Below are 23,313 nucleotides of genomic sequence, written 5' to 3'. Positions count from 1 at the left end.
AACGAGCGCGGCAGTCCCCGCCGGTGCGGTTCCCTTCTCCCGTGCACCCCTGCGACGACCCGACCGCCGCCGGCGAGCCCGCGGACGCCCCCGGCTCCGACGGCCGCCACCGCGCCGCGGCGCCCACCGCCGACGCGGGCGGGGTCTCGGCGGCGCGCCGGCTGCGGCGCGCCGCGTTCGCCCCGCTGGCCGAGGACCCCGCCCGCCGCCCGCCCGTCGTCGACGGCTACGCGGTCGGGCGCCTGCTCGGCACGGGCGGCTCCGGCGTGGTGTGGGCGGGCACCGGCGCGGACGGTGTCGAGCGCGCCCTGAAGGTCCTGCACCTGGCGACGGCACCCGGTGCACGCGCCGAGGAGGAGCTGCTGCGCGAGCTGTCGCTGCTGCGGCGGGTGCGCCACCCCCGCGTGGTGGCCGTCCACGACATCTCCCGCGACACCTCCGGCCCGTCCGCCGACGCTCCGGCGGGCCGCCCCGTGCTGGTCCTGGACCTCGCCGCGGGCGGGTCGCTGGCCTCGGTGCTGGCGCGGCGGCGCCGGCTGTCGGCGGGGGAGGTGGCCGGGCTGCTGGCGGTGCTCGGGCCCGCCCTGGAGGACCTGCACGCCGCGGGCGTGGTCCACGGGGACGTCTCGCCGGGCAACGTGCTGCTCGACGCGCGCGGCGAACCCCTGCTGGCCGACCTCGGCGTCGCCCGCGCGCTCGGCCAGCAGCACGGCAGCGTCCTCGGCACCCCCGGCTTCGCCGACCCGGCCGCCGTCGCGGGCGAGGGCGTCGGCGCGGCCTCCGACGTGTACGGCCTCGCGGCCCTGGCCTGGTGCGCGCTCACGGGGGCCCCGCCCGGTGCCGGCGGCACCCCCGGCGGCCGCCTGGCCACCCGCCGAGCCGCGGCCGGCCTGCCGCCGGGCACCTCGGGAGCCCTGCTCGAGGCCCTGCGGGACGGGCTGCACCGCAAGCCCTCCCGTCGTCCCACGCCCGGTGAGCTCGCCCTGGCCGTCGCGGAGTGCGCCCGCCCGCGCCCCGTGCGCGGGACGAGCCCGGCCCCCGCTCCCGCCCGCCCGTCGTCGCCCCGCTCGTCGTCGCCCCGCTCGTCGTCGCCCCACCCGGCGACGGCTCCGCAGGTGACGGCTCCGCAGGCCGGGCCGGCCGTGCCGGGCACCGCGCCGGCGGGCGCTGCCCGCAGCAGCGCCCGGACCGCGCCACCGCCGGCCAGCGCGCGGGCGAGCGCACCACGGGCCAGCGCGCGGGCGAGCGCGTCGCGACGGACCGCGTCGGGGGCGGGGCGGCGCTCCGGGCGTCGTCGCCTCCTGCTGCCGGGGCTGGCGGCCACCGGTCTGCTCGCGGCCACGGCGGTCGCGGCCCTGGTCGTGCGCGACGGCGGCGCACCGGCACCGGCGTCCCCGGTGCGGCCGGTGGCGGCCGAGGCCGCTGCGCCGGCGCAGGTCCCGGCGCGAGCACCGGCAGCGGTACCGGCACCGGTCGCCGCGCCCGCGGACCTGGTGGCCGAGGCCGGTGCGCAGGTGCTGCGCGGCGACGACCCGACGGCGGTCGTCACCGAGCTGGCGGACCGGCGCGCGCGGGCGCTGGCCGACGCCGACCCCGCCGCGCTCGCCCTCGTGGACGCCCCGGGCTCGGCGGCGCTGGCCGCGGACGAGGAGCTGCTGCGGCAGCTGGCCACCGCGGCGTCGTCGTTCTCCGGCCTCGCCTTCGACGTGCGCTCGGTCGCCGTGGAGGAGGCAGGTGCCGACCGGCTGGTGGTGCGCGCGGAGGTCGTCACCGCCGAGCACCAGGTCCGCGGTGCGGACGGGAGGGCCACCACCGTCGCGGCGGGTGCCCCGCGCACCAGCCGGCTGGAACTGGTGCGCGTGGCGGGGGAGTGGCGGATCGGCGCCGTCGGCTGAGCGCCGTCCGGGCGAGGTCGTGGGCCCCGGGCCGGGCGGCGGCCCCGGCTCCCGCCGGGCCGCCGCTCAGGCCGCGGCGAGCCAGCCGACGACGGAGGCGACGTCGGGGTGGCGGAAGCGGAAACCCGCGCGCTGCAGCACCTCCGGCACCACCCGCTGGCTGGCGAGCACCTGGCCGGCGAACTCCCCGAGCACCGCGCGCAGCGCCGGTGCCGGCACCGGCAGCAGCGCGGGGCGGTGCAGGGCCTGCCCCAGGGCGGAGGTCACGGCGGTGTTCGTCGCGGGCTCCGGGCAGACGAGGTTCACCGGGCCGGCGACGGGCTCCTCCAGCAGGAACTGCAGCGCGGCGATCTCGTCGGGCATCGAGATGAGGCTCCACCACTGGCGCCCCGATCCCAGCGGACCGCCGAGGCCGAGGCGGAAGAGCGTCAGCATCTGCCCGAACGCACCCCCGACGGGGTTGGCCAGCAGACCCGTGCGGGCCAGCGCCACCCGGATGCCGGCGTCCGCGGCGGGCGTGGTCGCCTCCTCCCACGCGCGCACCACGTCGGCGAGGAAGTCGTCCCCGCGCGGTGCGGACTCGTCGAGCACGGCGGCACCGCCCTCGCCGTAGGCGCCGATGGCCGAGGCGTTGACGAGCACCTGCGGTGCCTCGTCGAGCGCCAGCAGCGCCCGCACCAGCGTCGAGGTCGTGTCGGTGCGCGAGCGCAGGATCAGGTCCTTGTAGGCCGGCGTCCACCGCTCGTCGCCCACTCCGGCGCCGGAGAGGTTCACCGCCGCGTCGACGCGACCGAGCGCCACCGGGTCCAGCTCACCCGCCGAGGGGTCCCAGCGGACCTCCGCGGGTTCGCGCGGTTCCCGGCGCACGAGCACGACGACGTCGTGGCCGCCGTTGCGCAGGTGCGCCACGAGGTGGCTGCCGATGAGCCCGCTGGCTCCGCTGACGACGATGCGCACGCTGTCTCCTGACGTGGGGTGAGCGGGGCGGGGGAAGGGCCGAGCCCCGCCCCCCGGGACGGGGACGGGGCTCGGAGGAGCGGTGCCGGGGAGGGGCTCAGAGACCGAGCTCGCCCTCGAACTCCCCGCCCTCGATGCGCTTCTTGACGGTCTGCAGGAAGCGGGCCGCGTCGGCGCCGTCGACGATCTGGTGGTCGTAGGACAGCGCCAGGTACATCATCGAGCGGATCGCGATGGTCTCCTGGCCGTCGACCGTGAGGACGACGGGCCGCTTGACGATCGCACCGGTGCCGAGGATGGCGACCTGCGGCGCGTTGAGGATCGGGGTGTCGAACAGGGCCCCGATGCTGCCGGTGTTGGTGATGGTGAACGTGCCGCCGGACAGGTCGTCCGGAGTGATCTTGCTGGCCCGAGTGCGGGCCGCGAGGTCGGCGATCTTGCGCGCCAGTCCACCGAGGTTCAGGTCGCCCGCGTCCTTGATGACGGGGGTGATGAGGCCCTTGGGGGTGTCCACCGCCATCGAGATGTTCTCGCTGCCGTGGTAGACGATGTTCTCGCCGTCGATGCTGGCGTTGAGCGAGGGGTGCTGCTTGAGCGCCTCGACCGCGGCCTTCACGAAGAACGGCAGGAACGTCAGCTTGGCGCCCTCGGTCGCCGCGAAGCCGTCCTTCGCCCGGGCGCGCAGCTGCGCGACCTTGGTGACGTCGACCTCGATGACGGTGGTCAGCTGCGCGGAGTTCTGCAGCGACTCCTTCATGCGCTGGGCGATGACCTTGCGCAGGCGCGACATCTTCTCGGTCGTCCCGCGCTTGGCCGAGACCTCCACCGCGGGGGCCGGCTTCGCCGCGGGCTTCTCCGCGGCCGGAGCCGGTGCCGGGGCGGCAGCGGCCGCCGCGGCCGCCTTCGCCTTCTCGGCCGCCTCCTGCACGTCCTGCTTGCGGATGCGGCCACCCACGCCGGTGCCGGTCAGCGACGACAGGTCGACGCCCAGGTCCTTGGCCAGCTTGCGCACCAGCGGGGTCACGTAGGTGCTGCCACCGGTCGCCGGCGCCTGCGAACCGGCCGACGGCGCGGGCGCCGGGGCGGCGGGGGCGGCGGCCGGGGCCGACTGCTGCGGCGGGGCGGCGGCCGGCTCGGCGGTGGAGCCGGCCGACGGCTGGGTCACCTGCTCGGCCTGGGTGCGGGCCTGCTCGCGCACGGCGACCTCGTCGGCCAGCGACTCGGCCGGCTCCGGGGCGGACTGCTGCTCCGACTGCTGCGGAGCGGACTGCTGCGGCGCCGGTGCGCTCTGGGCGGAGGCGTCGCCGATGCGGGCCAGGTCGGCGCCGACCTCGGCGGTCTCGTCCTCGCCGACGAGGATCTCCAGCAGGGTGCCGGCGACGGGGGAGGGGATCTCGGTGTCGACCTTGTCGGTGGACACCTCCAGCAGGGGCTCGTCCACCTCCACGGTGTCGCCGACCGACTTCAGCCACCGGGTGACGGTGCCTTCGGTGACGCTCTCCCCGAGCGCGGGCATCTGCACCGCCTGCCCGCCCCCGGAGCTCGGCGCGGCGGCCGCGGCGGGGGGCTCCTCCGGAGAGGGTTCCTGCGCGCTCTCCGGGGCCTGCTGGGCCTGCTCGGGCGCCTGCTGGGCCTGCTCGGGGGCCGGCGCCTCCTGCGCCGGAGCGCTCGGTGCGGACTGCCCCTGCTCGGCGGGGTCGCCGACGCGGGCGAGCTCCGCGCCCACCTCCACCGTCTCGTCCTCGCCGACGAGGATCTCCAGCAGGGTGCCGGCGACGGGGGAGGGGATCTCGGTGTCGACCTTGTCGGTGGACACCTCCACCAGGGGCTCGTCCACCTCGACGGTGTCGCCGACCGACTTCAGCCACCGGGTGACGGTGCCTTCGGTGACGCTCTCCCCGAGCGCGGGCATCTGCACCGAGTTCGACATCTCTACGGTTCTCCTCACGGACGTGGTGCGGCGTCCGCGGACGCCGGCGTTGCGGTGGCGGGCGGTCAGGAGTGCGAGTGCAGGGGCTTCCCGGCCAGCGCCAGGTGCGCCTCGCCGAGCGCCTCGTTCTGGGTGGGGTGGGCGTGCACGAGGGCGGCGACGTCCTCGGGGAACGCCTCCCAGTTCACGATGAGCTGCGCCTCGCCCACCTGCTCGCCGATGCGGGCACCGACCATGTGGACGCCGACGACCGGACCGTCCTTCTGCCGCACCAGCTTCACGAAACCGGTGGTGCCGATGATCTGGCTGCGGCCGTTGCCGCCGAGGTTGTACTCGACGACCTCGACGTCGCCGAACTTCTCGCGGGCCTTGGCCTCGGTGAGGCCGACGGAGGCGACCTCGGGGTCGGAGTAGGTGACCTTCGGGATGCCCGTCTCGTCGATGACCGCCGGGTCCAGCCCGGCGATGTCCTCGGCGACGAAGATGCCCTGCTGGAAACCGCGGTGCGCCAGCTGCAGGCCCGGGACGATGTCGCCGACGGCGCGGACGCCCTCGACGTTCGTCCGCAGCCGCTCGTCGGTGAGGACGAAGCCGCGGTCCATCGTGATGCCCTGCTCCTCGTAGCCGAGGTTCGCGGTGTTCGGGCCGCGGCCGACGGCGACGAGCAGGAGGTCCGCCTCGAACGTCTTGCCGTCCTCGAGGGAGACCACGACGCCGGAGCCGGTCTGCTCGACGCCCTTGAACCGGACGCCGAGGGAGAACTTGATGCCGCGCTTGCGGAAGGCGCGCTCGAGCGCCTTGCTGGACGCCTCGTCCTCCAGCGGCACCAGGTGGGGCAGCGCCTCGACGATCGTCACGTCGGCGCCGAAGGACTTCCAGACGCTGGCGAACTCCACGCCGATGACGCCGCCGCCCAGGACGACGACGCGGTCGGGCACGGAGTCCAGCTGCAGCGCCTGCTCGCTGGTGATGACCCGGCCGCCGATCTCCAGCCCGGGCAGGCTGCGGGAGTACGAGCCCGAGGCCAGGACGACGTGCTTGCCGGTGTAGCGCCGGCCGTCCACCTCGACGGTGTCCTTGGCCACCAGCCGGCCCGCGCCGGCCACCAGCTCGACCTTGCGCGACTTCACCAGGCCCTGCAGGCCCTTGTGCAGGCGGGCGACGACGCCGTCCTTGTACTTGTTGACCCCGGCCATGTCGATGGACTCGAAGGTCGCGCGGACGCCGACGGCCTCCGAGTCGCGGGCCGAGTCCGCGACCTCCGCGGCGTGGATCAGCGCCTTGGTCGGGATGCACCCGCGGTGCAGGCAGGTCCCGCCCAGCAGGTCCTTCTCCACGAGGGCCACCTTCAGGCCCAGCTCGGCGGCGCGCAGCGCGCAGGCGTAACCCCCGCTGCCACCCCCGAGGATGACGACGTCGTATTCCTGACCGGCGGCACCTGCCACGAAAAGCTCCTGAGGTCGACTGTGCTGGCGACTGCTCCGTCGCTGATCCTCTCACTCCCCGGTGCGGGCGGCGCCGGGGGGTGGAACGCGAGCACGGCGGCACCCGCAGGGGGTGCCGCCGTGCTGGTCGAGGGGAGGGCCGGGAACGGAGCTGCTCAGCGCTCCTTCTCGGCGGTGAACGACTCCTTGCGGTCCGTGATCGACTCCTTGCGCAGGGTCGTGGACTCCTTGCGCGCGGTGGTGGACTCCTTGCGGGCGGTCGTGGACTCCTTGCGCGCGGTGGTGGACTCCTTGCGGGCGGTCGTGGACTCCTTGCGCGCGGTGGTCGACTCCTTGCGCAGGGTCGTGGACTCCTTGCGCTCCGCGGTGGACTCCTTGCGCGCGGAGACGCCCGGGGCCACCTTCGCCACCGTCACGGTGGTGGCCGACGTCGCGGCGGACGCGCTGCCCGCGGTGACGAGCGCGCCGCCCGCGAGGACGGCTGCGGCGGCGACGGTGACCGTGGCGCGACGGGCGATGCGGTGCAGGCTGGACATGGTGCCTCCGTGACGTGTGCCCCGGTGCACACCGGGGAGTGCGGTGAGAGCCCAACGAGTCGGGTGCGACCCCCGAGCCGGGCGGTCACCCTGAGCATAAAGGCTGTCGCTCGCTGTGCACAGCGAGAGCGTTGCGTCCCCGCACCGGCTCAGCGGCCGGCGAAGTCCTCGGCCAGCGCCACGAGCGTGCGCACCGCCACACCCGTCCCGCCGCGCGGGGTGTACCCCCACGGCTCACCGGTCAGGAACGCCGGCCCGGCGATGTCCAGGTGCGCCCACGGGATCGGGTCGCCGGACGGCGTCGAGCCGACGAACTCGCGCAGGAAGACGGCGGCGACGAGCATCCCGCCCGCCCGGTCGCCGATGTTGGCCAGGTCGGCGACGGGGGAGTCCAGCGTGGCGCGCAGCTCCTCCGGCAGCGGCATCGGCCAGACCAGCTCACCGGCCCGCTCCGCGGCGGCGAGCACCGCGGTGCGGAAGCCGTCGTCGTTGGCCATGACGCCCGAGACGCGGTTGCCGAGGGCGACCACCTGCGCCCCGGTGAGGGTCGCGACGTCGACGATCGCGTCCGGCTGCTCCTCCGAGGCCGCCACGAGGGCGTCGCCGAGGACCAGGCGCCCCTCGGCGTCGGTGTTGAGGACCTCCACCGTCGTCCCGCCGCGCAGCGTCAGGACGTCGGAGGGCCGGATCGCCGTGCCGGACGGCATGTTCTCCGCGACGGCCAGCCAGCCCGTCACCTTGACCGGCAGCCGCAGGTCGGCGGCCGCGCGGACGGCGGCCAGCACCGCGGCCGCACCCGACATGTCGCTCTTCATGGTCTCCATGCCGGCCGCGGGCTTCAGCGACAGGCCCCCGGAGTCGAAGGTGATGCCCTTGCCCACCAGGGCCAGGTGCGCCTTCGCCCCCGCCGGGGCGTGCTCCACGACGACCAGCCGCGGCGGGCGCGAGGAGCCCTGGCCGACCCCGAGGATGCCGCCGAACCCGCCGGCGGCCAGCTCCGCCTCGTCCAGCACCCGCACCGTCAGCGAGGTGCCCTCGGCGGTGCGCAGCGCCGCCTCGGCCAGGTCGGCCGGGGCCAGGTCGGCGGGAGCGGTGTTGACGAGGTCGCGGGCGGTGGCCACGGCGTCGGCGAGCGCCGCGGCCCGCTCGACGGCGGCGCGCACGGCCCTGTCGCGCGGCTTGTCCACCAGCAGGGTCACCTCGGCGACCGGCTCGCGCTCCGCGGCGCGGTAGCGGGTGAAGGCGTACGCGCCCAGGGCGGCGCCCTCCGCCACCGCGGCCACCGACGGCGCGTCCGGGACCGGCACGGCCACGGCCACGCGCCGCTTGCCGGCCAGCGCGCGCACGCCGGCCCCCACCGCGCGGCGCAGCCCCTCGGCGCCGGGCGCCTCGCCGACGCCGACCAGGGCCACCAGCGACGTGGACAGCCCCTGCACACCGGGCACCAGGTGGACGGTGCCCGCCGCCCCCGTGGCCCCGAGCGCCGCGGCCGCCTCCTGCAGCGCGCTGCGGGTGGCGCGCGGCAGGTCGTCCCCGCCCAGCACGACCGCGGCCCCGGCGCGCTTGCCGGCGGTGGCCGGGGCCAGGGCCAGGAGGAGGGCGTCGGCCGTCACGCTCTTGACGGACTTGCTGCTGAGGACGAGGCGGGGCACCCCGGCAGCCTACCCAGCGGCCCCGGCCCGCCCCCGCACCCGCCCGCCGGCGGGTGCGCGCGGCGCCGGGCCCGTGCTGCACTGACCGGGTGGCAGCGAGCGCGGACGCGGCGACCGGCGGCGAGCGGCACGGGGAGGTGCTGCTGCGGCCGGTGCGCCCCGAGGACCTGCCGGCCCTGGAGGAGGTCTGCCTGCGCACGGGCGACCGCGGTGCGGACGCCTCCGCCCGCACGCGCTTCCCCGCGCTGCTGGGCGACGTCTACGCCACCCCCTACGCCGTCCACGAGGCCCGCTTCGCCACCGTCGTCGAGGACGGCCACGGGGTGGGCGGGTACCTGCTGGGGTGCTTGGACACGGCCGCCTTCGAACGCTGGCGCGAGCGCTCGTGGTGGCCGCCGCTGCGCGAGCGCTACCCGCTGCCCGAGCAGGTCGCCGACGGCTTCGACACCCCGCTGCTGCGCGCCGTGCACTCCGGCGTGCCCGAGCAGCCGGTGTGGCGCACCCACCCCTCCCACCTGCACGTGGACCTGCTGCCGCGGCTGCAGGGGCGCGGTCTCGGCGGGGCGCTCGTGCGGCGGCTGTGGGTGCAGCTGACGGCCGCCGGATCGCCCGGTGTGCACCTGGGGGTCGCGGCGGCCAACCCCGGCGCCGTCCGCTTCTACCGCCGCACCGGCTTCACCGAGCTCTCCCGCGACGAGGGCGGCTACGTGTTCGGCCGCTCGCTGCCGGCGCCGCCCGGGGCGGACGCCGCGGTGGCCCCGGAGGTCACGGGCAGGTCCGGGCCGGCCGCCGCGGGCTGAGCCGCCGCCCCACCGGGGGGCGCTGCAGCCTCCGGCTCCTGCTCGGGTCCCACCCCCGGCTCGGGTTCCGCCTCCGGCGCTGGCTCCGGTTCCGCCTCCGGCTCCGGCTCGGGCAGCGGCGGCAGCGCGGCCTCGTCGGCCGCGGCGAGCACCTGCGCGGCCCGCAGCAGGCCGAGCGCGCTGAGCGCTCCGGTGCCGTCGCCGCGCCCGGCGCCCAGGTCCACCAGCGGGACGAGCTTGAGCCGGTCGGCGGCCAGCGCCTGGGCGGGTTCGGCGGTGGCGGCGGCCACCTGCCACCACTTCTCCGTCCCCGGCACCGCGCGCGCGGCCAGCAGGGCGGCGGCGACGGCGCTCAGGCCGTCCAGCAGCACGGGGGTGCGGCGGGCCGCCGCGCGCAGCAGGAAGCCCACCGCGGCGGCGGTGTCCGCGCTCGCCACCGCCTGCAGCACCGCCGTGGGCCGGGTGGCCAGCTTGCGGGCGCGGCGCACGGCGTCGCGCACCGCGGCGGTCTTGCGCATCCACGCGTCGTCGTCGACGCCGCTGCCGCGGCCGACGACGTCGACGGCGCCCTTGCGCAGGCAGGTCGCCACGAGGGTCGCGCCCACCGTCGTCGCACCGGCCCCCAGCAGGCTCAGCAGCAGCAGGTCGACACCGGCGTCGACGGCCGCGTCGGCCACGGCGGCACCCGCGCGGACCGCGGCCTCGACCTCCTCGGCGCTCAGCGCGTCCTCGACGGCGATGTCGCCGCTGCCGGCGCGCAGCGCGTGCGCGGTCACCGCCGCCGGCACGTCCTGCGGAACGCCCCCGCCCCAGTCCACGCCCACCGCGTGCACCGCGACCGGGACGCCGACGGAGGCCGCCAGCGCGGCCAGGGCCCCGCGGCCCCCGACCAGCTCGCGCACGGCCCGGGCCGTCCAGCCCGCCTCCAGGCGGGAGGTCCCGCGGGCGGCGACCCCGTGGTCGCCGGCGAAGACGACCAGCTGGACGCGCTCCAGCGGTGCGGGCACGTCGCGGTCCTGGGTGCCCGCCAGCCACCGCGCGAGCTGGTCGGCGCGGCTGGCCGGCAGCAGCGGGGCGACGGTGCGCGGGCGGGCCGTGGAGGTGTGCGGCGAGCGCAGCCCCTCGGCGATCTCGCGCAGGTTCAACGGCCGCGGGCCGTCGGTCATCGGTGCTCCTCGGGGGCGGTGCGCGGCGGCGGGCGGACCCGCAGCCGCCCGGCGCGGTCGGACGGTGGTCGCAGCATGGTCGCACCTGCGCCCGGGCGGGGAGGACCTCCCGCGCCTGCACCGCCCGGACGGCGGCCCGGGCGCCGCGCCCGCGCCTCGTCCACCGGGCGCCTTGTCCACCGCGCGCCGCGCGACCTACGGTGCAGCGGCAGGTGGTCGGCGCTGACCGGAGGTGCGCGGTGGTCCCCAGCTCGTCGGCGGTGCGCGAGGCGTGGCTGACGTCCACGGCCACCGCGCCGGTCGGCACGCCGCTGCCCGGCGCCCGCGAGCTCATCTCCGCCTCGTGGTGGCGCGCGCGCGGCACCGGCCTGGACCCCGACCGCCTGCTGCCCGCCGTCCCGCTGGACGACGGCGCGCTGCGCGAGCGGCGCGCCGCGCACCCGCTGGCCGCCGTGCTCCCCACCGCGCGGCGCCTGCTGCTCGACGAACCGCTCGGCGTGCCCGTGCTGATGGCCGTCAGCGACGTCGACGGCACGCTGCTGTGGGTCGAGGGCGACGGCGCGCTGCGGCGCTCGGCGGAGCGGATGGCCTTCCTGGCCGGGGCCCGCTGGAGCGAGGACGCCGTCGGCACCAACGCCCCCGGCACCGCCCTCGCGCTGGGCCGGCCCGTGCGGGTGCGCTCCGCCGAGCACTACGCCACCGCCGCCACCGGCTGGAGCTGCTCGGCGGCCCCGGTGCGCGACCCGGCGACCGGTGCGCTGCTCGGCGTGCTCGACCTCACCGGGGGCGACGACCTGGGGCGCGAACGCGCCCTCGAGCTCGTGCGGGCCGCCGTGGGTGCCGTCGAGGGGGAGCTGCGGGTGGCGGCCCTGCGCCGCCGGCTCACCGCCCCCGCGCGCCCACCCGCGCCGCACCTGCGCGACGACACCCGCGACGACCCCCCTCCTGCCGACGCCGCGCTGGGCGTGCTCGGCGGCGACGGGGTCCTCACCGTCGGCGGGCGGGCGCGGCCGCTGTCGCTGCGGCACGCCGAGCTGCTGCTCGTGCTGCTGGCCGACGGGGTGCAGCGGCGCGGCGCGGGACGCAGCGCCGCCGCGCTGGCCGCCGCCCTCGACGACCGCGACCTGGCCCCGGTGTCCGTGCGCGCCGAGGTGCACCGGCTGCGCACCGTGCTCGCCGGGTGCGGCGCCGGTGCGCCGGGCGTCTCCGCCGCGCCCTACCGGGTGCTGGGCCGGCTGCGCTGCGACGCCCTCGAGGTGCTGGAGGCGCTGCGCGCGGGGCGCACCGCCGCCGCGGTGGCCGCCTGCACCGGGGAGCTGCTGCCCGGCTCGGACGCGCCGGCGGTGCGCGAGCTGCGCGAGGAGCTGGCCGTGGGCGTGCGCACGGCCGTGCTCGAGGGGGACGACGACGCGGCGCTGCTGCGCTTCGCCCGCGGCGCGGGCCGCGACGACCCGGCCGCGGCCGCCGAGGTGCTGCGCCGGCTGGCGCCCGGCGACCCCGCGCGCGGCGAGGCGCTGGCCCGCGCCCGGCGGCTGGGCGTGGCCTGAGCCGGGCGCGCGGGCGGTGCAACGCCGTTGCAACGCCACCGGGCGCACCGTGGCGGCACGGCGACGGAGCGGTCGCCGGTTCTCTCCCGTGGAGGTTCGTCATGACGGTCTACGAGGCGCCCGGCCGTGCGGGCAGCGTCGTCAGCTACGCCGACCGCTACGACCACTGGATCGGTGGTGAGCGCGTGGCCCCCGCGAGCGGGGAGTACTTCGAGAACCCCTCGCCGGTGACCGGGCAGGTGTTCACCGAGGTCGCCCGCGGCACGGCCGCCGACGTCGAGCGGGCCCTGGACGCCGCGCACGCCGCCGCGCCCGCGTGGGGGCGCACCTCCGTCGCCGAGCGCGCCCTGGTCCTCCACCGCATCGCCGACCGGATCGAGGCCAACCTCGAGCAGCTCGCCGTCGCGGAGACCTGGGACAACGGCAAGCCCGTGCGCGAGTGCCTGGCCGCCGACCTGCCGCTCGTGGTGGACCACCTGCGCTACTTCGCCGGTGTCGTCCGCGCGCAGGAGGGCGGCATCTCCCAGATCGACGACGACACCGTCGCCTACCACTTCCACGAGCCGCTCGGCGTCGTCGGGCAGATCATCCCGTGGAACTTCCCGCTGCTCATGGCGGTCTGGAAGCTGGCCCCGGCGCTCGCGGCCGGCAACGCCGTCGTCCTCAAGCCGGCCGAGCAGACCCCCGCCTCGATCATGCTGCTGATGGACCTCATCGGGGACCTGCTGCCCCCGGGGGTGGTCAACGTCGTCAACGGGTTCGGCGCCGAGGCGGGCAAGCCGCTGGCCAGCTCCCCGCGCATCCGCAAGATCGCCTTCACCGGCGAGACGACGACGGGCCGGCTGATCATGCAGTACGCCAGCCAGAACCTCATCCCGGTCACCCTGGAGCTGGGCGGCAAGAGCCCGAACATCTTCTTCGAGGACGTCGCGAGCAGCCGCGACGACTTCTACGACAAGGCGCTCGAGGGCTTCACGATGTTCGCGCTGAACCAGGGGGAGGTGTGCACCTGCCCCTCCCGCGCGCTGATCCAGAGCTCGATCTACGACGGCTTCCTCGACGACGCGGTGGCGCGCACGAAGGCCGTCGTGCAGGGGAACCCGCTCGACACCGCGACGATGATCGGAGCGCAGGCCAGCAACGACCAGCTCGAGAAGATCCTGTCCTACATCGACATCGGCCGGCAGGAGGGCGCCAAGCTCGTCACCGGTGGCGAGCGCGCCGACCTCGGCGGTGAGCTGTCCGGCGGCTACTACGTGACGCCGACGATCTTCGAGGGCGACAACTCGATGCGCATCTTCCAGGAGGAGATCTTCGGCCCGGTCGTGTCGGTCACCCGCTTCGACCACCCCGACGACGCGCTGAAGATCGCCAACGACACCCTCTACGGCCTCGGCGCCGGCGTGTGGTCGCGCGACATCCACCTCGCCTACCGGATGGGCCGCGGCATCCAGGCCGGGCGGGTGTGGACGAACAACTACCACGCCTACCCCGCGCACGCGGCGTTCGGCGGCTACAAGAGCTCCGGCATCGGCCGGGAGAACCACCGGATGATGCTCGACCACTACCAGCAGACCAAGAACCTGCTCGTCAGCTACTCGACGAGCAAGCTCGGGTTCTTCTGATGGGGCGCGCCTGATGGAGCCCGCACCCGGTGCGGCCCGGGAGCGGGTCGCCCTGACCCCGCAGGCGGCGCAGCAGCTGCGCCGCCTGCGGGCGCGGCACGGGGAGCTGATGTTCCACCAGTCCGGCGGCTGCTGCGACGGCAGCTCGCCGATGTGCTTCGCGGCCGGCGACTTCCTGCTCTCCGACGCCGACGAGCACCTGGGGGACCTCGCGGTGCCCGCGGGCGAGGGGCAGGACGCCTTCACCGTGGGGGTGTGGATGTCCAGGGAGCAGCACGCCCGCTGGGCGCACACCCACCTGACCATCGACCTCGTGCCCGGCCGCGGGGCGGGGTTCTCGCTGGAGGCGCCCGACGGGGTGCGCTTCCTCATCCGCTCGCGGCTGCTCGACGGCCCGCCGGCGCCCGCCTCCTGCGAGCTGCCGGAGGCCGGTGCCGCGGGCGACCCCGGACCCCCAGCCGTCTCGGAGAGCGAGACGAGCGTCTCGCGGGTTGGATCATCCCGGGGTCCTGCGTAGGATCCCCGTCACACCCGAGCGGCGACGGCGACCCCGGTGGACGACCGGGTGCACGCACGCCGGACGGGGGACCCCCGGCCTCGGCGTGGCCGCTCGCGGAACGGTCCGCGGGCGGCTGCCCCCGCCACGTCCGACTGCGAAGGTCCGCCATGGGTCCCTCCGACCTGAACACCTCCCCCCGCGCCGCCACGGGTGCGGGCGCACCCACCAACCCGGTGCGCCGGGTCGCCGCCGCGAGCCTCATCGGCACGACCATCGAGTTCTACGACTTCTACGTCTACGCCACGGCCGCCGTGCTCGTCTTCGGGCCGCTGTTCTTCCCCTCCGACAACGAGACCGCGCAGACGCTCGCCTCGCTGGCCACCTTCGCCATCGCCTTCGTGGCCCGGCCGATCGGCTCGATCGTCTTCGGCCACTTCGGCGACCGCGTCGGCCGCAAGACCACCCTGGTCGCCGCCCTGCTGGTCATGGGGATCTCGACCGTCCTCATCGGCGTCCTGCCCACCCACGCCACCGCGGGCAACATCGCCCCCGTCCTGCTGTGCCTGCTGCGCTTCGGCCAGGGCTTCGGCCTGGGCGGCGAGTGGGGCGGCGCGGCGCTGCTGGCCACCGAGAACGCCCCGGCCAACCGCCGCGCCCTGTACGGCATGTTCCCGCAGCTGGGCGCCCCCTTCGGCTTCGTCCTCGCCAACGGACTCTTCATCGTGCTCGCCACGACGATGAGCGAGGAGGCGTTCACCTCCTGGGGCTGGCGCATCCCGTTCCTGCTGAGCGCCGTCCTGGTCCTGCTCGGGCTCTGGATCCGCCTCAGCCTCGCCGAGACGCCGGTCTTCGCGAAGGCCCTGGCCGAGAACCGGCAGGTGCGCGTCCCCGTGGCCGAGACCTTCCGCAGCAGCTGGAAGATCGTCGTCCTCGGCGCGTTCTCCGTCATGCTCACCTACACGCTCTTCTACCTGACCACGACGTGGTCGCTGAGCTACGGCACCGGCCCGGCGCTGGGCTACGAGCGCCAGGACTTCCTGCTCATGCTGTGCGTCGCCGTGCTCTTCATGGCCGCCGCCACCCCGCTCTCGGGCTGGCTGTCCGACCGCTTCGGCCGCCGCCCGGTGCTGGCCACCGCGATGGTCGGCGGCGCGGTCGTCGGGCTGCTCACCGGCCCGCTGCTCGGCTCCGGGCAGACCGCCCTGGTCATGGTGTGGCTGTGCGCCGGGCTGTTCTTCATGGGCCTGGTGTTCGGGCCCATCGGGGCCTACCTGCCCGAGCTGTTCCCGACGAACGTGCGCTACACGGGCGCCTCGCTGGCCTTCAACGCCGGCAGCATCCTCGGCGCCTCGCTGGCGCCGTACACGGCGGTCAAGCTGGCCACGGCCTACGGGGTCAGCTGGGTCGGGTTCTACCTCGCGGCGACGGCCGTCGTGAGCCTGGTCGCGCTGTCCCTGCTGCGCGAGACCCGGACGTCGTCGCTGACCTCCTGACCCTCCCGCAGGAGCCCGCGCGACCCGCCGCCCCGCACCCCCGCCCGAGGGTGCGGGGCGGCGGCGCGCGCGGACGCACTATCGTGCCCGGGGAGCCGTGCGCGGGCCGGCTCGCCGGGGGATCGGGGGCGCGGGACGTGGTGGCAGTCGGCTCGGGGAGTGCCTACCGGGCGCTGTACCGCAACGTCCTCACGCGGATCGACCCCGAGGACGCCCACCACTGGGCCTTCACCGGGATGCGGCTGGCCAGCCGGCTGCCGATCGCGCCCGGCGTGCTGCGGCGCGTCTTCGTCGAGGACGACCCGCGGCTGCGCACCCGCGTCCTCGGCATCGACTTCCCCAGCCCGCTGGGTCTGGCCGCCGGCTTCGACAAGGACGGCGCGGGCGTGGAGGCCCTCAGCCACTTCGGCTTCGCCTTCGTCGAGGTCGGCACCGTCACCGCCCGCGCCCAGCCGGGCAACCCCAAGCCGCGCCTGCACCGCCTCGTCGCCGACCGCGCCGTGGTGAACCGCATGGGCTTCAACAACTCCGGTGCCGAGGCCGTCGCCCGGCGGCTGCGGCAGCTGCGCGCCGTCCCGCCCCGCCACCGCGTCGTGGTCGGGGTCAACATCGGCAAGAGCAAGGTCGTCGCCGAGGCCGACGCCGCCGAGGACTACGCCGTCTCCGCCCGGCTGCTGGCCCCCTACGCCGACTACCTCGTCGTCAACGTCTCCTCGCCCAACACCCCGGGCCTGCGCGACCTGCAGAACGTCGAGAAGCTGCGTCCCGTCCTGCGGGCCGTGCGCGGGGCCGCCGACGCCGCCGCCCACCGGCACGTGCCGCTGCTGGTCAAGATCGCCCCCGACCTGTCCGACGAGGACGTCGACGCCGTCGCCGACCTGGCCATGCAGGAGGGGCTGGACGGCATCGTGGCGACGAACACCACGATCGCCCGCGAAGGGCTGCGCTCCGCGCCCGCGCTCGTCGAGGCCGCGGGCGGCGGGGGGCTGTCGGGCGCGCCGCTGAAGCGGCGCTCGCTGGAGGTGCTGCGCCGCCTCGCCGACCGCGCCGGCGACTCCCTCGTGCTCGTCAGCGTCGGCGGCGTCGAGACCGCCGCCGACGTCGCGGAGCGGCTGGACGCCGGAGCCTCCCTGGTGCAGGCCTACACCGCCTTCATCTACGAGGGCCCCGGCTGGGCCCGGCGGGTGCTCGCCGAGCTGGCCGCCTCCCGCAGCCGCCGGGAGACCGACCGCTGAGGGCCCCGGGCCGCCGACGCGTTTCGAGTTGTCCGCGGGCGCGGGAGGAGTGAGGGTCGAACCGGCCCGCCGCCCCCCTCGCTAGGAGTACCCGTGACCGACGTCGCGCAGCGCCCACCGGGCGGAGCCGATCAGCAGGGCCAGCCCGACCCCCGGCGCTGGCGCGCCCTGGCGGTCTGCCTCGCGGTCGGGTTCATGACCCTGCTCGACGTCTCGATCGTCAACGTCGCGCTGCCCTCCATCGAGGGCTCGCTGGGCGCCGGTCCCAGCCAGGTGCAGTGGATCGTCGCCGGCTACGCGCTCGCCTTCGGCCTCGTGCTGGTGCCCGCGGGCCGCTTCGGCGACCTGTACTCACGCCGGACGCTGTTCGTCGTCGGCCTGGCCGGGTTCGTGCTCACGAGCGCCGTCGCCGGTCTGGTGCAGTCGGCGACGGCGCTCTCGGTCGTGCGCCTGCTCCAGGGCGTCACCGCCGGGCTGATCAACCCGCAGGTGCTCGCGCTCATCCAGCAGCTGTTCACCGGTGCCGAGCGGGGGAAGGCGTTCGGGGCGTTCGGCACGACGATCGGCCTCTCGACGGCCATCGGCCCGCTGCTGGGCGGCACCATCCTCGCCGTCTTCGGCGAGGAGGAGGGCTGGCGCGGGGTCTTCCTCGTCAACGTCCCCATCGGTCTGGTGCTGCTGCCGCTGGCCTGGCGCTGGCTGCCGCGGCAGCGCCGGCGCGAGCGGGGGCCGCTGCACCTCGACGTCGTCGGCCTGCTGCTGCTGGGCCTCGCCGTCGTCTGCTGCATGCTGCCCTTCGTCCTCACCACCGGCCAGGGCGACGCTCCGGCCCGGTGGCTGCTGCTCGTGCCCGGGGTGCTCCTGCTCGCGGCCTTCGCGCTCTGGGAGCGCTTCGAGGGCCGCCGCGGCCGGGAACCCGTCGTCGCCGGCGAGCTGGTGCGGACATCCTCGTTCACGGTGGGCGCCCTCGTCGGCATCGCCTACTTCGCCGGGTTCACCGGCATCTTCCTCGTGGTCACCCTCTACCTGCAGGCCGGGCTGGGCTTCTCGCCGCTGCAGGCCGGGCTCGTGCAGACGCCGTTCGCCGTCATGTCCGCCGTCTTCGCCCAGGTCGGCGGCCGGCAGGTCTCCCAGCGCGGGCGCGCGGTGGTCGTCGTGGGGCTCGTCGTGGTCGCGGTGGGGCTGACGGCGGCCGACGTGGTCTCCGCGGCCGTGCAGGGCACCGGCGGCGCGATCGCGCTGTCCGCCTGCCTGGCCGTGGCCGGCGCCGGCAGCGGGCTGGTCATCTCCCCGAACCAGACGCTCGCGCTGGCCGACGTGCCGCGCTCGGTCGCCGGTGTCGCCGGCGGGGTCCTGCAGACCGGGCAGCGGGTGGGCTCGGCGATCGGCGTGGCCGCCACCACCGCCGTCTTCTTCTCCACCATCGCCGGGGCCGGGCTCGGCGGCCGGACCGGCGGCGTCGCCTCCGGGGAGGTGCCCGCGCAGGTGCAGCGGGTCTTCGGCGACTCGCTCTCGCACGGGCTGCGCGTCTCGCTGGGCCTGGTGCTGGCCTCCCTCGTCCTCGCCGTCGTCGACCTGCGCCGGCGCCGCCACGCCGACGACGAGCAGGAGGGTGCGCACGACGCCGGCGCGCCGGCGCGCCGCAGCGGCGAGTAGGTTGCCGACGTGAGGCCGACGCAGTGGACGTGGAGCTACGAGGACGCCGAGGGGCGTCCCGTCGAGGCGGGCGGGGAGAGCTTCCCCACCCAGTCCGACGCGGAGACGTGGATCGGCGAGAGCTGGCGCGGACTGCGCGAACGCGGTGTCGAGCAGGCCCACCTGTGGGCCGACGGCGCGAAGGTGTACGGCCCGCTCAGCCTGCGCCCGGCCGACTGACCCCACCGCCGGTGGTGCCCCGGCTCCGGCGGCTGCGCCGGTCCCGGAGCACCACCGGGCGGTCGGTCAGGAGGGGCGTTCGGTGGGCGAGGACGCCGCGGTCCGGGCCGGGTCGCGCTCGACGACGTCCCCGAGGACGGCGTCGATGCGGGCCATGAGCTCGGCCGGGATCTGCACCCCCGACGCCTTGACGTTCTCGGTGACCTGCTCGGGCCGGGAGGCGCCGATGATGGCTGCCGCCACGTTGTCGTTCTGCAGCACCCACGCCACCGCCAGCTGGGCCATCGACAGCTGCAGCTCGGCGGCCACCGACTTCAGCTCCTGCACGCGCGAGAGGACGTCGTCGCGCATCCAGCGGCTGATCATCTGCTTGCCGCCCTTCTCGTCCGTCGCGCGGCTGCCCGCGGGCGGTGCCCCGCCCGGCACGTACTTGCCGGTGAGCACGCCCTGCGCGATGGGGGAGAAGACGACCTGGGAGATGCCCAGCTCGCGCGAGGCCGGCACGACCTCGGGCTCGATGACGCGGTAGAGCGCCGAGTACTGCGGCTGGTTGGAGATGAGCTGGAAGCCCAGCTGCCGGGCCAGGGCGTGCCCCTCGCGCAGCTGGTCGGCCGTCCACTCGCTGACCCCGACGTACAGGGCCTTGCCGGCCCGGACGACGTCGGCGAAGGCCTGCATCGTCTCCTCGAGCGGCGTCGAGACGTCCCAGCGGTGTGCCTGGTAGACGTCGACGTGGTCGGTGCCCAGCCGCCGCAGCGAGCCGTCGATCGACTCCAGGACGTGCTTGCGCGACAGCCCGGAGTCGTTGTGCCCCTTGGGGCCGGTCGGGAAGTAGACCTTCGTGAGGATCTCGAGGCTCTCCCTCCGCTGACCCTTCAGGGCCGCGCCCAGGACGGTCTCGGCGGCGGTGTTGGCGTAGACGTCGGCGGTGTCGAACGTCGAGATCCCTGCGTCGAGGGCTGCGTGCACGCACGCGATGGCCGCGTCGTTCTCCACCTGGGAGCCGTGCGTCAGCCAGTTGCCGTAGGTGATCTCGGAGATCTTCAGTCCGCTGCGTCCGAGGTGTCGGAACTCCATGGCCGCGAACCTAGTGCGCCCGACCCCCCGCGGCGAGCACTAGGCGGTGAGCAGTTCGTCCGCGCGCCGGTCGACGCCGTGGCTGCGGGCGGCCAGCAGCACCCGCACCGCACCGGCCCAGGTCAGCGCCGCACCGGCCAGGTGCAGGACGACGGCCAGGCCCGGCAGGCCGTCCAGGCTCTGGTAGACCCCCAGCGCGGCCTGCGCGACGAAGAGCACCAGCAGGACGAGCGCGCGCCGGCGCACGAGGTCGTCACCGGCCCGGCGGGCCACGACGACCGTGGCGGCGGCCAGCACCAGGGCGGCCGTGGCGGCGACGCCGTGCACGACGGTCACGGCGGTCCAGGGCACCGGGATGCGGTGCACCTCCGAGGAGTCGCCGGGGTGCGGGCCGGCGCCCGTGACGAGCGTGCCCAGGACGACGACCACCGCGGTCACCACCCCCAGCGCCCAGGCCAGGCGGCGGCTGGAGGCCGAGGGGGCGGGCAGCAGCGCCCGGTGGGCGATGTCGTAGCTGACGGTCGTGGAGGCCAGCAGCGCGATCGCGGCCAGGAAGTGCGCGGCCACCACGTAGGGGTTCAGCCCCGTCCACACCGTGATGCCGCCGACGACGGCGTTGAGCAGCACGCCGGCGAACTGGCCCCAGGCCGACCACAGCAGGGTGCGGTGGCGCGGCCGCTGCAGCAGGCACGAGACGATCACCGCGCCGACCGCCAGCACGATGACGGTGGTCAGCAGCCGGTTGCCGAACTCGATCGCCCCGTGCAGGCCCGTCGAGGCGGTGGCGGAGGTGAAGGAGTCCTCGGTGCAGCGCGGCCACGTCGGGCAGCCCAGGCCGGAGCCGGTCACGCGGACGATCCCGCCGGTGACGATGATGAGCACGGTCACCGCGAGCGCGGCGGTCGTGCTCCAGCGCACGGCGCGCGAGTGCGTCGTGGGGACGGGGCGGGACAGCGGGGGAGCGCTCATCGTGGTGCCCGGGCTCAGCGCGGCTGCGCGCCGCGCTGGACCATCGGGACCGGCCGGCGCATGCGCCGGATCTGCAGCGCCCGCGTCACCCCGTAGGAGACCAGGCCCCGCTCGGGCTCGGCGAAGCGCTCGGCGACGGCCCTCTTGACCTTGCGGCCCAGCACGACGCTGTCGACGACGACGACGGCGAGCATGAGGTAGATCAGCAGGGTCGTGGCGAGCACCAGCTCGGCCGAGCCCAGCGGCGTGGCCAGCATCGAGAGCACCAGCGAGACGCCGGCGATGATGAGGAAGTACTCGCCGACGTTGCGGCGCGCGTCGACCACGTCGCGCACGAAGCGCTTCTGCGGGCCCCGGTCGCGCAGCGGCAGGTAGCGCTCGTCGCCGGTCATCAGGGCCGACTGCACCTTCGCCCGCTCCTCGCGCTGCGCCTCGCGGGCGGCGCGGGCCGCGGCCTTGCGGTCCACCGGCACCAGCGGACGGACGTTGCGCGCCTGCGCCTCGCTGCGGCGGGGGGTCGGGCGGCCCTTGCCGCCGACCTTCGTCAGCTCGACGGCGGGCGCCTCCGGCGCGGGGGCTGGCTTCTCCTTCGAGCGTCCGAACACCCGTCCAGGGTACGTCACCGGCGCCCGCCCGCCCCGACCCCGCGGCCGTGCTGTGTACGGTCGCGGACGTGACCTCCAGCACCCTGCCCACCGCTCCGGAGCGGCTGGCGGCGCTGCGCGCCGCGTCGGCCGCCCAGGACGCGGCCACCCGCGCCGACCTCGAGGCGCTGGTGCGCGTCCCGAGCGTGTCCGCCCGCGCCTTCGACCAGCGCCACGTCGAGGCCGGCGCCGAGGCGGTCGCCGCCCTGCTGCGCTCGGCCGGCCTGGAGGAGGTCGAGGTCTGCCGGGCCGGGGAGGGCGCGGGGCGCAGCGCCCCGGCGGTGATCGCCCGCCGACCGGCCCCCGCCGGGCGCCCCACCGTGCTGCTCTACGCCCACCACGACGTGCAGCCGCCGGGGCGCGAGGAGGACTGGGCCAGCCCGCCGTTCGAGCCGACCGAGCGCGACGGGCGCCTGTACGGGCGCGGCACCGCCGACGACAAGGCCGGCGTGCTGGCCCACGTGCACGCCCTGCGCACCCTGCTGCCGCTGTGGGGCCCCGGGGACGGCGTGGGCGTCACGGTCTTCGTCGAGGGCGAGGAGGAGGTCGGCTCGCCGGCGTTCGCCACCTTCCTGGAGGCCTACCGCGAGCGGCTGGCCGCCGACGTCATCGTCGTGGCCGACTCCGGCAACTGGCGGGTGGGCGTCCCGGCGATCACCACGACGCTGCGCGGCCTGGTGGACTGCGAGGTGCGGGTCGACGTGCTCGGCCACGCCGTGCACTCCGGCGTCAACGGCGGCCCGGTCCTGGACGCCCTGCTGTCGATGTCCCGGCTGCTGGCGACGCTGCACGACGAGGCCGGCGACGTGGCCGTCGAGGGCCTGCGCCACGCGCAGGCGCCGGCGGTGGACCTGCCGGAGGCCACCTACCGCGCCGACGCCGGCGTGCTGGAGGGCGTGCGCCTGGCCGGCACCGGCAGCGTCGCCGACCGCCTGTGGGCCAAGCCCGCGATCTCCGTCATCGGCCTCGACGCCACGCCGGTGGACGCGGCCAGCAACACCCTGGTGCCCTCGGCGCGGGCCAAGGTGAGCATGCGCACCGCCCCGGGCCAGGACCCGGCCGCCGCGATGACGGCGCTGCGCCGCCACCTGCTGGCCAACGCCCCCTTCGGGGCCCGGGTCACCGTCACCGAGGGCGAGTCCGGGCAGTCCTTCTCCGCCGACACCGCCTCGCCGGCCCACGACGTGGCGCGGGCGGCCTTCGGCGAGGCCTACGGCGCGCCCGCCGTGGAGATGGGCATGGGCGGGTCCATCCCCTTCATCGCCGACCTCGCGGCGGTCTACCCGGCGGCGTCGATCCTGGTCACCGGCGTGGAGGACCCCGACTCGCGCGCCCACGGGGCCGACGAGTCCCTGCACCTGGCGGACTTCGCGCGCGCGTGCCTGGGGGAGGTCCTGCTGCTGGAGGGGCTGGCCGGCGTGCCCGCCGCGGTGACGGGAGCCCCGTCGCGGTCGTAGTCTCGGGGCGGGAACAACCGCGGGGACCGGACGGTTCCACGGACGAGACCCGGCCCGCGGGCCGGGGCAGCCGAGCGATTCCGGAGACGATGCTCATGACCACGACGACCACCGGCAGCGAGACCGCCGCGCAGCCGACCCACGGCGTCGAGCTCACCGACGTGGCCGCGACGAAGGTCCGCACCCTGCTCGAGCAGGAGGGTCGCGACGACCTGCGGTTGCGGATCGCCGTGCAGCCCGGCGGCTGCTCGGGCCTCATCTACCAGCTCTACTTCGACGAGCGGACGCTCGACGGCGACGCCGTGCGCGACTTCTCCGGCGTCGAGGTCGTCGTCGACAAGATGAGCGTGCCCTATCTCGACGGCGCGACCATCGACTTCGCCGACACCATCGAGAAGCAGGGCTTCACCATCGACAACCCCAACGCCGGGAGCAGCTGCGCCTGCGGTGACTCCTTCAGCTGATCCGGGCGCCGTCCGGCCGTCGGCCCCCGCACCCCAGGGTGCGGGGG

General features: G+C 76.1%; 20 protein-coding genes. 11 read left to right on the top strand and 9 right to left on the bottom strand.

Translation table 11 applies throughout. The features are described from left to right. The first annotated feature begins 41 nt into the window (after positions 1-41). Positions 42-1,895 carry a protein kinase domain-containing protein gene (locus ACRYM2_RS14330; protein WP_432523073.1) on the top strand — a complete coding sequence of 618 codons (1,854 nt, stop codon included), beginning with the start codon at positions 42-44 and terminating at the stop codon, positions 1,893-1,895. A 66-nt stretch (positions 1,896-1,961) separates the two neighbouring features. Here the strand turns inward: ACRYM2_RS14330 and ACRYM2_RS14325 are convergent, their stop codons facing one another. The 5 genes from ACRYM2_RS14325 to ACRYM2_RS14305 form a co-directional block, all read right to left on the bottom strand. Next, positions 1,962-2,852: a TIGR01777 family oxidoreductase gene (locus ACRYM2_RS14325; protein WP_432523072.1), complete on the bottom strand. Its 891-nt coding sequence runs from the start codon at positions 2,850-2,852 to the stop codon at positions 1,962-1,964. A gap of 97 nt (positions 2,853-2,949) precedes the next feature. Next, a complete protein-coding gene (gene sucB, locus ACRYM2_RS14320) occupies positions 2,950-4,782 on the bottom strand; it encodes a 2-oxoglutarate dehydrogenase, E2 component, dihydrolipoamide succinyltransferase (protein ID WP_432523071.1) in 1,833 nt (610 codons plus the stop codon). A 65-nt stretch (positions 4,783-4,847) separates the two neighbouring features. Then, positions 4,848-6,227 carry a dihydrolipoyl dehydrogenase gene (lpdA, locus tag ACRYM2_RS14315; RefSeq protein ID WP_432523070.1) on the bottom strand — a complete coding sequence of 460 codons (1,380 nt, stop codon included), beginning with the start codon at positions 6,225-6,227 and terminating at the stop codon, positions 4,848-4,850. Positions 6,228-6,382: 155 nt separating this feature from the next. Next, the gene (locus ACRYM2_RS14310; RefSeq protein WP_432523069.1) at positions 6,383-6,763 is read right to left on the bottom strand and encodes a hypothetical protein; all 381 of its coding nucleotides are present in this window, start codon (positions 6,761-6,763) and stop codon (positions 6,383-6,385) included. A 149-nt stretch (positions 6,764-6,912) separates the two neighbouring features. Next, complete coding sequence (locus tag ACRYM2_RS14305; RefSeq protein ID WP_432523068.1) at positions 6,913-8,415, bottom strand: leucyl aminopeptidase; 1,503 nt, start codon at positions 8,413-8,415, stop codon at positions 6,913-6,915. Between the two features lie 89 nt (positions 8,416-8,504). On the opposite strand from ACRYM2_RS14305, the gene ACRYM2_RS14300 reads away from it, so the two are divergent. Continuing rightward, entirely contained in the window at positions 8,505-9,215 is a 711-nt protein-coding gene (locus tag ACRYM2_RS14300) for a GNAT family N-acetyltransferase (RefSeq protein ID WP_432523066.1), read from the top strand. On the opposite strand, the gene ACRYM2_RS14295 is transcribed toward ACRYM2_RS14300, so the two are convergent. Next, positions 9,119-10,381 (bottom strand): nicotinate-nucleotide--dimethylbenzimidazole phosphoribosyltransferase, encoded by a 1,263-nt coding sequence (locus tag ACRYM2_RS14295; protein ID WP_432523065.1) that lies wholly within the window; start codon positions 10,379-10,381, stop codon positions 9,119-9,121. The two genes, ACRYM2_RS14300 and ACRYM2_RS14295, sit on opposite strands and share 97 nt — an antisense overlap. Positions 10,382-10,620: 239 nt before the next feature. Between ACRYM2_RS14295 and ACRYM2_RS14290 the strand changes: the two genes are divergently transcribed. From ACRYM2_RS14290 to ACRYM2_RS14260, 7 genes are all read left to right on the top strand, one after another. Beyond that, positions 10,621-11,928 (top strand): GAF domain-containing protein, encoded by a 1,308-nt coding sequence (locus ACRYM2_RS14290; protein ID WP_432523064.1) that lies wholly within the window; start codon positions 10,621-10,623, stop codon positions 11,926-11,928. 101 nt (positions 11,929-12,029) lie between these two features. Next, positions 12,030-13,553: an aldehyde dehydrogenase gene (adh, locus tag ACRYM2_RS14285; RefSeq protein WP_432523063.1), complete on the top strand. Its 1,524-nt coding sequence runs from the start codon at positions 12,030-12,032 to the stop codon at positions 13,551-13,553. Positions 13,554-13,566: 13 nt separating this feature from the next. After that, complete coding sequence (locus tag ACRYM2_RS14280) at positions 13,567-14,070, top strand: DUF779 domain-containing protein (protein WP_432523062.1); 504 nt, start codon at positions 13,567-13,569, stop codon at positions 14,068-14,070. Positions 14,071-14,219: 149 nt separating this feature from the next. Then, complete coding sequence (locus ACRYM2_RS14275) at positions 14,220-15,545, top strand: MFS transporter (RefSeq protein ID WP_432523061.1); 1,326 nt, start codon at positions 14,220-14,222, stop codon at positions 15,543-15,545. Positions 15,546-15,685: 140 nt separating this feature from the next. Then, positions 15,686-16,780 carry a quinone-dependent dihydroorotate dehydrogenase gene (locus ACRYM2_RS14270; RefSeq protein WP_432523059.1) on the top strand — a complete coding sequence of 365 codons (1,095 nt, stop codon included), beginning with the start codon at positions 15,686-15,688 and terminating at the stop codon, positions 16,778-16,780. Between the two features lie 195 nt (positions 16,781-16,975). Continuing rightward, a complete protein-coding gene (locus ACRYM2_RS14265) occupies positions 16,976-18,436 on the top strand; it encodes an MFS transporter (RefSeq protein ID WP_432523082.1) in 1,461 nt (486 codons plus the stop codon). 9 nt (positions 18,437-18,445) lie between these two features. After that, on the top strand, positions 18,446-18,655 hold the full coding sequence (locus ACRYM2_RS14260; protein WP_166614407.1) for a hypothetical protein: 210 nt from the start codon (positions 18,446-18,448) through the stop codon (positions 18,653-18,655). A 66-nt stretch (positions 18,656-18,721) separates the two neighbouring features. On the opposite strand, the gene ACRYM2_RS14255 is transcribed toward ACRYM2_RS14260, so the two are convergent. Genes ACRYM2_RS14255 through ACRYM2_RS14245 form a run of 3 tightly spaced genes read right to left on the bottom strand, consistent with a single transcriptional unit; the run spans position 18,722 to position 21,306 of the window. Further along, positions 18,722-19,732: an aldo/keto reductase family protein gene (locus tag ACRYM2_RS14255; RefSeq protein ID WP_432523058.1), complete on the bottom strand. Its 1,011-nt coding sequence runs from the start codon at positions 19,730-19,732 to the stop codon at positions 18,722-18,724. 39 nt (positions 19,733-19,771) lie between these two features. Next, positions 19,772-20,701, bottom strand: a complete 930-nt coding sequence (locus ACRYM2_RS14250) for a COX15/CtaA family protein (protein ID WP_432523057.1) — start codon at positions 20,699-20,701, stop codon at positions 19,772-19,774. Between the two features lie 14 nt (positions 20,702-20,715). Next, complete coding sequence (locus ACRYM2_RS14245) at positions 20,716-21,306, bottom strand: DUF3043 domain-containing protein (protein ID WP_432523056.1); 591 nt, start codon at positions 21,304-21,306, stop codon at positions 20,716-20,718. A gap of 68 nt (positions 21,307-21,374) precedes the next feature. Here ACRYM2_RS14245 and ACRYM2_RS14240 point away from each other — a divergent pair, with 68 nt between their 5' ends. Beyond that, on the top strand, positions 21,375-22,802 hold the full coding sequence (locus tag ACRYM2_RS14240; protein WP_432523055.1) for a dipeptidase: 1,428 nt from the start codon (positions 21,375-21,377) through the stop codon (positions 22,800-22,802). A 95-nt stretch (positions 22,803-22,897) separates the two neighbouring features. Next, complete coding sequence (gene erpA, locus ACRYM2_RS14235) at positions 22,898-23,266, top strand: iron-sulfur cluster insertion protein ErpA (RefSeq protein WP_432523054.1); 369 nt, start codon at positions 22,898-22,900, stop codon at positions 23,264-23,266. The last annotated feature ends 47 nt before the right edge of the window (positions 23,267-23,313 follow it).

This window comes from Kineococcus aridisoli (genome assembly GCF_050871885.1).
Taxonomy (GTDB): domain Bacteria; phylum Actinomycetota; class Actinomycetes; order Actinomycetales; family Kineococcaceae; genus Kineococcus.
The sequence above is the reverse complement of the archived record's forward strand: the minus strand, read 5'-3'. Positions and strand labels throughout refer to the sequence as shown.

Excerpts from the sequence above, each read along its gene's own strand:
- sucB (WP_432523071.1), bottom strand. The coding sequence starts at position 4,782 with ATGTCGAACTCGGTGCAGATGCCCGCGCTCGGGGAGAGCGTCACCGAA.
- ACRYM2_RS14310 (WP_432523069.1), bottom strand. The coding sequence starts at position 6,763 with ATGTCCAGCCTGCACCGCATCGCCCGTCGCGCCACGGTCACCGTCGCC.
- ACRYM2_RS14295 (WP_432523065.1), bottom strand. The coding sequence starts at position 10,381 with ATGACCGACGGCCCGCGGCCGTTGAACCTGCGCGAGATCGCCGAGGGG.
- adh (WP_432523063.1), top strand. The coding sequence starts at position 12,030 with ATGACGGTCTACGAGGCGCCCGGCCGTGCGGGCAGCGTCGTCAGCTAC.
- ACRYM2_RS14280 (WP_432523062.1), top strand. The coding sequence starts at position 13,567 with ATGGAGCCCGCACCCGGTGCGGCCCGGGAGCGGGTCGCCCTGACCCCG.
- ACRYM2_RS14275 (WP_432523061.1), top strand. The coding sequence starts at position 14,220 with ATGGGTCCCTCCGACCTGAACACCTCCCCCCGCGCCGCCACGGGTGCG.
- ACRYM2_RS14265 (WP_432523082.1), top strand. The coding sequence starts at position 16,976 with ATGACCCTGCTCGACGTCTCGATCGTCAACGTCGCGCTGCCCTCCATC.
- ACRYM2_RS14255 (WP_432523058.1), bottom strand. The coding sequence starts at position 19,732 with ATGGAGTTCCGACACCTCGGACGCAGCGGACTGAAGATCTCCGAGATC.
- ACRYM2_RS14250 (WP_432523057.1), bottom strand. The coding sequence starts at position 20,701 with ATGAGCGCTCCCCCGCTGTCCCGCCCCGTCCCCACGACGCACTCGCGC.
- erpA (WP_432523054.1), top strand. The coding sequence starts at position 22,898 with ATGACCACGACGACCACCGGCAGCGAGACCGCCGCGCAGCCGACCCAC.